6 protein-coding genes are annotated in these 8534 nt (G+C 46.0%); 4 read left to right on the forward strand and 2 right to left on the reverse strand.

The genetic code is table 11. The features are described from left to right. The first annotated feature begins 123 nt into the window (after nt 1-123). On the forward strand, nt 124-1638 hold the full coding sequence (locus tag AB4512_RS01895; protein WP_372131305.1) for a PLP-dependent aminotransferase family protein: 1515 nt from the start codon (nt 124-126) through the stop codon (nt 1636-1638). Between the two features lie 212 nt (nt 1639-1850). Here AB4512_RS01895 and AB4512_RS01900 read toward each other — a convergent pair whose 3' ends face one another. Beyond that, entirely contained in the window at nt 1851-3167 is a 1317-nt protein-coding gene (locus AB4512_RS01900; RefSeq protein ID WP_017065135.1) for an aspartate aminotransferase family protein, read from the reverse strand. A 362-nt stretch (nt 3168-3529) separates the two neighbouring features. Between AB4512_RS01900 and AB4512_RS01905 the strand changes: the two genes are divergently transcribed. Together AB4512_RS01905 and AB4512_RS01910 are read left to right on the forward strand one after the other, a co-directional pair. After that, a complete protein-coding gene (locus tag AB4512_RS01905; RefSeq protein WP_017066352.1) occupies nt 3530-4225 on the forward strand; it encodes a sulfite exporter TauE/SafE family protein in 696 nt (231 codons plus the stop codon). A 12-nt stretch (nt 4226-4237) separates the two neighbouring features. Beyond that, nucleotides 4238-4990 (forward strand): SDR family NAD(P)-dependent oxidoreductase, encoded by a 753-nt coding sequence (locus AB4512_RS01910; protein ID WP_017061222.1) that lies wholly within the window; start codon nt 4238-4240, stop codon nt 4988-4990. A 151-nt stretch (nt 4991-5141) separates the two neighbouring features. On the opposite strand, the gene AB4512_RS01915 is transcribed toward AB4512_RS01910, so the two are convergent. Next, nucleotides 5142-7574: a response regulator gene (locus tag AB4512_RS01915; RefSeq protein WP_372055648.1), complete on the reverse strand. Its 2433-nt coding sequence runs from the start codon at nt 7572-7574 to the stop codon at nt 5142-5144. An 88-nt stretch (nt 7575-7662) separates the two neighbouring features. Between AB4512_RS01915 and AB4512_RS01920 the strand changes: the two genes are divergently transcribed. Then, complete coding sequence (locus AB4512_RS01920) at nt 7663-8421, forward strand: ABC transporter substrate-binding protein (protein WP_017061220.1); 759 nt, start codon at nt 7663-7665, stop codon at nt 8419-8421. The last annotated feature ends 113 nt before the right edge of the window (nt 8422-8534 follow it).

Here is an 8534-nt window from a genome sequence, read left to right on the forward strand (position 1 = left end):
AACGTAATTTTCGGGGTTGAGAGAGCAAAACACACTCTTAAAACATCAATATGAACTCTGGCGCATTTCTTGCTCTTTTATACAAATTGGACTGAGGTTCACTGAGAATAAGGACTGTATCTCATGGCGATAAATCACAATTGTTTCATCGAGTTTGATTCCAAAAGAAGCCTGCAAGAACAAGTACGTAGCTATTTGGTGACGGCGATATTGAATGGTATTTTCCCGGCTGAACAAGCGCTTCCGTCTTGTCGTAAGCTGTCTAGCCAATTGGGTGTTTCACGCAATACTGTCTCCTTGGTGTACGACAGTTTGCTCGACGATGGCTACCTCATCAGTAAGCCTCGCAGTGGTTATTACCTTTCAGAAAAGTATCAAAAACCGAGTGATACTATCGACGCGAGTTTGGATCATTTTGAATCAGCCGACAGCGACAATGCACCGGATTGGAGCAAACGCGTTAAGCTGCAATTGGGCCAATACCCACGCATCGTCAAACCCTCGCATTGGAGTTGTTACCAATACCCATTTATTTTTGGCCAACCCTCTATCAATGACTTCCCATTAGCTCAATGGCGAGAAGCGACAAGAAAGGTCACCTCAGACCCACATGATCACCGCTGGCTTTGCGACAAGGTCGATAAAGACGTCGACATGCTGGTCGAACAGATACGCACAAGGGTGCTCCCACAGCGCGGTATTCATGCCCAAAGTGATGAGATCCTCATAACCTTAGGTTCGCAGAATGCGCTGTATTTGATTTCGACTTTGCTCATGAACCATCAGAGTCGAGTCGGAGTCGAGAACCCCGGCTACAAAGAAGCGAATCACATCTTCAATCTCTCTGGCGCGCAGTTACACCCGCATCAAGTGGATGAACAAGGATTGAGATTCAATGAGCACTCTTCACTGTGTGATCACTTCTATGTCACGCCTAGCCATCAAGCTCCAACCGGCGTCACCATGAGTGATGAGCGTCGAACTCAGTTACTGGAAATGGCCAAAACCAATGATGCGGTAATTATCGAAGATGACTATGACGCCGAGTGTAACGTGGAGTGGAACCCTAAACCCGCGCTAAAAGCCAGTGACAAAGAAGGACGTGTCATCTACGTCAGCAGCTTCTCTAAGCTATTAGCACCCGGCTTGAGATTAGGCTACATCGTGGCACCTGAAGAGTTGATCTACGATCTTAGAATACTGCGTCGCTTGATGTATCGACACGCACCAAGCCGCGTTCAGATGGAAGTGGCGCACTTTATTGAACAAGGCTACTACGACAGCTTTGTGAGGCGCTTTAGGGAAAACACACGCCAGCGCTGGAAGCTGATCAACGATGCGGTCTTGAAGTACCTACCTGACTGCAAGCGACTGGCTCAAAGCGAGCAGGCCAACTCTCTGTGGCTACAAACGCCCAGTCACATCAATAGCCAACGCTTAGCGTCACGAGCCGCACAAAAAGGGATTTTGATTGAGACAGGGTATTCTCACTTCATGACCGATCCTGAAACGAAGTTGAGCAATGAAACTTCATCCGAATTTGATCCTAATTCTTATTTCAGGTTGGGCTTTCACGCCATCGACAAAGACTTGATCGCCCCCGGCATCAAAGAGCTGTCAGAGGTAATGAAGAGCTAGCATCACAAAGGGTTATGTAGACGTTGTTATTCAAGACAATGACGTAAAAAAGAGCATCAATCGATGCTCTTTTTCGACTATACCTAACCAATTGGAAGCTAGACACTCAAAAGCCAAGCACTCAGGAAAAATAAGCACTTTGAAAAGGACGGGGAATCCTTTACCAAAGTGCCTGTGTTTCTGTGTTTCTGTGTCAGCTATATTTTGAAGAATTAAGAAGCAAGTTCAAACAACACTTCATCAATGATCTTAACGCCTTTCTTTATCTCGCTTGGCTGAATAACCAAAGGTGGCGCAACGTGAATGCGGTTATTCACAATGAAGGTCAACAGGCCTCGCTTGGTCAATTGCGCTTTCAATTGCCCCATTTTTTCATTGCTCAAAGGTGTTTTACTTTCACGATCTTCCACCAGCTCTACAGCCCAGAACATCCCTTTGCCGCGCACATCACCAATCATAGGGTGCAACTCTTGAAGGCTCAGTAGAAGCGGCCCTAAAACGCTGTTACCGACGTTATCAGCGTGTGTGACAATGCCCTCTTGCTCCATCACATCGAGCGTTGCAACGATAGAAGCCATCGCCAAAGGGTGACCTGAGTACGTTAAGCCGCCCATAAAGAAGTTTGACTTAAAGTACTCAACGATCGGTTCGCTGACCACCACGCCACCAGCCGGCACATAACCCGAGTTCACCCCTTTCGCAAAAGTAATCAGATCTGGCACTACATTGAAGTGTTCAAACGCAAACCACTTGCCCGTGCGGCCAAAGCCGACCATCACCTCATCAAAGATCAGCTGAATACCATGTTTGGTTGCCAGCTCACGCACGCCGATAAGGTAATCTTTGGGCGGAATGAGAAAGCCAGCGGTTCCCGGAATGGTCTCTAGAATAATCGCTGCAATCGCTGTTGGCCCTTCGCATTCAATCACTCGCTCTAAATGCTGCAGGGCACGCTCACTCTCTTCTGCCTCAGTCGCCGCGTTGAATTCGCTTCGATAGAGAAATGGATTGAAGAAGTGAACGTGCCCACGGCTATACTCGTTTGGAATTCGACGAAAATCCCCCGTCGCAGCAATAGCAGTACCTGTATTGCCATGGTAAGAACGGTAAGCAGATAGCACCTTGTCACGCCCTGTGAATTGTCGCGCCATGCGAATCGCATTTTCGTTGGCATCTGCCCCTGCATTGGTAAAGAACACCTTCTTAAACGAGCTTGGCGCTTTCGACAAGATACGCTTAGCCGCCAAACCACGAGTGAGGTTGGCGGTCGCAGGGGCAACGGTCACTAATGAATCAGCCTGATCTTTAATCGCTTTGATCACTTGTGGATGCTGATGACCAATGTTGGTGTTAACCAGTTGGCTACTAAAATCAAGGTATTCTTTACCTTCGTAGTCCCACATTTTGCATCCTTGCCCACCCGCAATGGCGATAGGCTCCGCTGCTTCTTGAATCGACCAAGAATGAAATACGCTCTTGTCGAGGTCGATAATATCTTGGTTCACAAGCTGTTCTGTTGATACTTCCATTTCATCGTCTCCATTAACAACACTAGATTCACAGCCGCTCGTGCTTGGCTCGTCTTCGAGAATGAAAGACACAAAACACGACATTGAAAAGGCTGCGCTATCGGATGGAATAATCTTCATCCCAAACAGGGCGGAGGTCATAGTGTCAGTTTCAACAAAACATTGGGCCAGTACATCAGCCCAAGTCTCATCCCCGATCCAACAAACTGCCTGACCCAATCCAATCGTCGATCTGGCTCTATTCAAAACTCTTAGGTGTGAATAGATTGAAAGGCAGACGAGACAGGTCTCATCGAACGCTAATTAACGCAGCAGCAATATCAAAAGCAAAGAGGTGAGCAAGAGTGGAATTAGGATTAGCGATGACATTGATTCTGTTTGCAGGAGTAGTTCGAGGCTATTCAGGATTTGGGTTTGCGATTATCGTAGCGCTTTCCCTCAGCTTTATTGTTCCACCATTGCAAGCGGTAACCATCGCTATCTTGTTGGACTTTTTAAGTGCCTTTCCTCTGCTCAAGCGAAGTAAAACCACCATCAATATCCGGCTTATTGCGCCGCTGTGTATTGGCATGTTGGTTGCGGTGCCTTTCTCGCTGTATTTCATTAGCACGATATCGGAATCAGGCTTGAAGGCCTTTATCGCGATGATGTCTTTGGTCGCTAGCACGCTGATTATTTTGGACTTACGCCTCACTTGGTTGCACCAACGACACGCGTTTTGGGCGGGAGCCATTTCGGGGTTTAGCATGACCACCGCTTCTTCAGGAGGTCCGCCATTAGTGACGTATTTGATGAACCTGACCATTAAAACCAGTGAACAGAGAGCCACCGCGATTGTGTTTTTTCTGCTGAGTTCAGCGATTTCACTGATCGGCTTCATATGGATTGGCGCATTTAACCAAGAATCGTTCATCACAGGTTTATGGCTATTACCGGCAGCTTTGATTGGCAATGTACTGGGGCAAAAACTGTATCTATCAGTACCGAACTTGTCTGCAAAAACAACGACCGCGCCGATTTTGATCGGCATGGCACTACTTATGTTAATTTCAAATTAGAAGGATGTATTTATGGATAAGATAGCGTTCATTACAGGGGCAACCTCTGGTTTCGGCAAAGCGGCAGCAAAACGTTTCGCAGAAGATAACTGGTCGTTAGTGCTGTCTGGTCGTCGAATCGAAAGGCTACTCGACCTAAAGGAAGAATTAACGGTGCCTGTGCATGTAATTCAACTCGACGTTCGAGACGCAGACGCCGTAAAACAAGCCATTGATTCATTACCCGCTGAATTTTCATCGATTACCGCATTGGTCAATAATGCTGGGTTAGCTTTGGCACCAGAAGGCGCGCCTGATGTGGACTTGAAAGACTGGCACACTATGATCGATACCAATGTCACAGGCTTGGTTAATGTTACTCATGCGCTGTTGCCTACGTTAATTAAAAAAGGCGCAGGAAGCTCAATCATCAATGTTGGGTCAATCGCCGGACAGTGGCCTTACCCAGGAAGCCATGTGTATGGTGCCAGCAAAGCGTTCGTAAAGCAGTTCAGTTACAACCTACGTTGTGACTTACAAGGCACAGGGGTACGAGTGACTGACCTCTCCCCTGGTATTGCAGAAACGGAATTTACTCTTGTAAGAACTAAAGGTAACCAGACGGCTTCAGACAACCTTTACCAAGGCACTACACCGTTGTCAGCAGAGGATATTGCCGAGCAGATGTTTTATATCGCAACCTTGCCAGATCACATCAACATTAACCGAGTCGAAGTGATGCCGACACGTCAAGCATGGTCTGCGTTCGCAATCGATAGAGATTAAGTTCAAACCGACACATACAAAAAAGGTGGTCTTTTCAGGCCACCTTTATCATTTCTTTCACACGATACTTCAAATATAACCAACGGCATAAAAGACTATGTCTAATTCGCCTCATTACTCTTTTAATGAAAGTAAGATTAGAGATACTCAACTAAACAATTTGCTGCTCATGTTCTTTGTTTGATTCCGTCTCTTTCGACAAGAAACTCGCTACGATCTCTCTCAGTTTGCCTTGGTTAACCGGTTTAGGTAAAAACTCATCCATGCCTACATCGAAGCACAAATGCTTGTCTCGCTGCACGACGTTGGCCGTCAGCGCAATGATTGGAATATGCTTTGCAGCCCCTTCTTCGAGCGCTCGGATCTGCTTGGTCGCTTCGAAGCCATCGAGAACCGGCATCTGACAATCCATAAAAATCATCTCGTATTCGTTGGCTTTGAATTTCTCGACACCAATTTCACCGTTGTCGGCAATATCAACCTCAAAGCCAAGCTTCTTGAGCATCATCTTGGCGACTTGTTGGTTTACTCGCGAGTCTTCAACAACTAAAACTGTACCACTAAATTCTCCGGCAACTGCGACAGGTTTTGACTCTGCTTGAATTGGAGCTTGTTTATCGGCTGGTGTGGCGTTTACAGAGACAATGGGAGCATCTTTAACAACCGCTGCAGGTTTACTTAACGGCACAGGTTCATTGTCTTTAAACGCAACCTCTCCTCTGTTCGGATAGGTAAAGACTGAAGTATCAGCCGCTCTCGCGAGTACCTCACTGATGGTCCATTTAAGCTGATTATCTTGGTAAGGACGCGCAATGTAGGCAACAAAACCGACTTGTTTAGCACGAGCTTCATCTTGCTTTCTAGGGTCAGCAGAGATCATCACTAACTTGGGACACTCGCTACCAAAGCGTTCAACTAAGCTTCTCGCCAGTTGAAAGCCATCAACGGACGGCATTACTTTGTCTATCAGAACGAGATCATAAGGTGATGACTTAGCCACAGACTCTGAAACCAACTCTAACGCTTGGTTTGCCGTTTCACAGCACTCAGACTTAACGCCAAAGGATTGAAGCTGTGTAGACGTTATACGCATGTTCAGCTGGCTATCATCCACAAGCAGAACCGAAACCTTATTGAAATCGATATTGCTTTCATCGGCTTCTAAACACGGGTCAAAGTCAGCCGTAAAATAGAAGGTACTGCCTTTACCTTCAACACTGGTGAGTTCAAGCTTGCTGCCCATCAATGTCACTATCTTCTCGCATATTGTTAGACCAAGCCCTGTGCCTCCATAAATACGTGTGGTACTGCCGTCGGCTTGTTGAAACTTATCGAACACCGATTTCTGTTTGTCTTCTGCAATACCGATACCGCTGTCGACAACCTCGAACCTCACTCTGAGTTTTTGCTCAGGCTCAACCACCTCTTCCAAACGAAGCGAGAGCGTGACGTGGCCATGCTCGGTAAATTTAATCGCGTTACCTACTAAGTTATTTAGGACTTGTCTTAGTTGTGTACCGTCGCCAATCACCATGGTTGGGATCTTAGGGTCGATCGCTAATTGGAATCGAAGCCCTTTCTGTTCGGCTTTCACTCGAAAGGTTGATTCAACGTCGGCCGCAATGCCCATCATTTTCATCGGCTCTTGCTGAAGCTCTAGTCGCCCCGCTTCGATCTTCGAGTAATCGAGAATGTCGTTGATTAAGTCGAGCAACGTAAGCGAAGAGGTGTTGAGCATGTTGATGTACTCTTTTTGCTCTTTCGGCATATCCATTTCAGAGAGCAAAGACGACAACCCGATAATCCCATTCATTGGTGTACGGATTTCGTGACTCATATTGGCAAGAAATTCACTTTTATTGCGGTTGGCCACCTCAGCAACGTCTTTGGCTTTTTCCAGCTCTTGATATTGTTGACGAATACGTTCTACCGATCGGTTATAGCTACTCTCTAGAGTCGATATCTCATCTTTGTAAGTAGAGTGAGTTGGCGTTATAAAGCGCGGTTTGTTGTCTTCGACCTGTTGTTGGTTGATTTGGGAAGACATAGTCATCAAACGTTTTACGACAAGACGATAGACGATGGTTAAACATACGAGAGACAACAAGAAGATTTTAACGGCTTCGAAGGCGAGCAGCAATAACACTCGTTCTTCAAAGTCATCTAGGATCATGCTCAAGTCTGATTGCACCGTGAGCGTCGCCAACGGGAAGTCTGTGCCGCCCATCTGGTGCACCATTTCCCAAGACTGAGAATAAGATTGGCCTTCGGTCTTTTGACCTAACTCTAGAATTTTTTCATCGGGACTTTCGATAAGAAGGTAACTGACCGAAGGGAGGCGAGAGATGCCTTCGGCTTGCACAAACAATTGCTCTCGATCTTCAACCCACAAACTTGCCGTTAAACCAGAAAGGTAGCCAGCCTTGACCTGCTCGATCTGAGAGCTGATAAAAGAAACTCGACTTTGGTACTCTACATACAACCCGAGACCTGTCACTATAACTGTGAATAAGGTACTGATCGCTATTATCATCCCGATCAACTGTCGGGAGAGTCCAACGTAGCGTTTTCCTTTTGTCACCATACACAAATTACCATTATTGTTATCCTAGCAAACTACAATTACTCAACTAGTATAATAGTCGTCATTCATCAAATAACTAGGGAAGGTTATGAAAAAACATCTTATCGTTGCATCCATAGTCAGTTTGTTTTCAAGCAGTTATGCTTCTGCAAACGAACCTCTTCACTACTACATTATTGCGAGCCAAGCGCAACCTTTTCAAATCGAAACTGACGGGTCATCTCACAGAGGAATTGTTTCAGATATTGTGGAAGCCGTGTTTGATGACAGCCAATATGAGATCAACTACCACACCTACCCTTTTAATCGAATGATCGACAAGCTCGATGCGAGAGAGAATCCAAACTGGGTTACCTATGGCAGCCCTAGTTGGGGGAATATTCAATCTGCGAACCTATCTGAAGACCCGATTTACAATGTAAAACACGTATTACTCAGCAGCGGTAAAAAGCCATTTGAGTTCAATACAATCGATGATCTCGATGGGAAAGCCGTAGTATTGCTGAAAGGATTTGAGTATCCGAACTTGGAACCTTATATCCAACAGGGCAAGCTCAACGAGATTCGAGTAAAAGATTACACTGCTGCGTTTCGTGTCCTGAACCGAGCACCTGGCGACACCGTGTTTGTGGAAATGGAATCACGAATCAAATACAACCTAAACGAACAAAAACTGAGTATTGATGATTACCAGATGCAAGAGTTTGGTTCTGTCATCAATAACTACCCTATCCATTTGGCGTTTGACCCTGAGATGGATCCTAAACTGCAAAGCTTCATCAACCAACGCCTAGACCAAATGAAAGACGATGGACAGCTTGACGACATCGTACAGAGTTACTTATAGCACCAGCGTAACTTAGAACTTAGCAACGGATAGCTTAGTCGCGTACGTTAACTCTCGTTGATGCCTGACTTTCTAAAACCGAAAAGGCCGCCCTGCTTCATACTAGATAGCAG

Origin of the sequence: Vibrio sp. 10N.222.52.B7, from assembly GCF_041474275.1 — a bacterium.
In the GTDB taxonomy this organism is placed as follows: Bacteria; Pseudomonadota; Gammaproteobacteria; order Enterobacterales; family Vibrionaceae; genus Vibrio; species Vibrio crassostreae_C.

What these genes read in the sequence shown, in the direction of transcription:
- AB4512_RS01900 (WP_017065135.1), bottom strand. Translation starts at nt 3,167, where the DNA reads ATGGAAGTATCAACAGAACAGCTTGTGAACCAAGATATTATCGACCTC.
- AB4512_RS01915 (WP_372055648.1), bottom strand. Translation starts at nt 7,574, where the DNA reads ATGGTGACAAAAGGAAAACGCTACGTTGGACTCTCCCGACAGTTGATC.
- AB4512_RS01905 (WP_017066352.1), top strand. Translation starts at nt 3,530, where the DNA reads ATGACATTGATTCTGTTTGCAGGAGTAGTTCGAGGCTATTCAGGATTT.
- AB4512_RS01910 (WP_017061222.1), top strand. Translation starts at nt 4,238, where the DNA reads ATGGATAAGATAGCGTTCATTACAGGGGCAACCTCTGGTTTCGGCAAA.
- AB4512_RS01920 (WP_017061220.1), top strand. Translation starts at nt 7,663, where the DNA reads ATGAAAAAACATCTTATCGTTGCATCCATAGTCAGTTTGTTTTCAAGC.
- AB4512_RS01895 (WP_372131305.1), top strand. Translation starts at nt 124, where the DNA reads ATGGCGATAAATCACAATTGTTTCATCGAGTTTGATTCCAAAAGAAGC.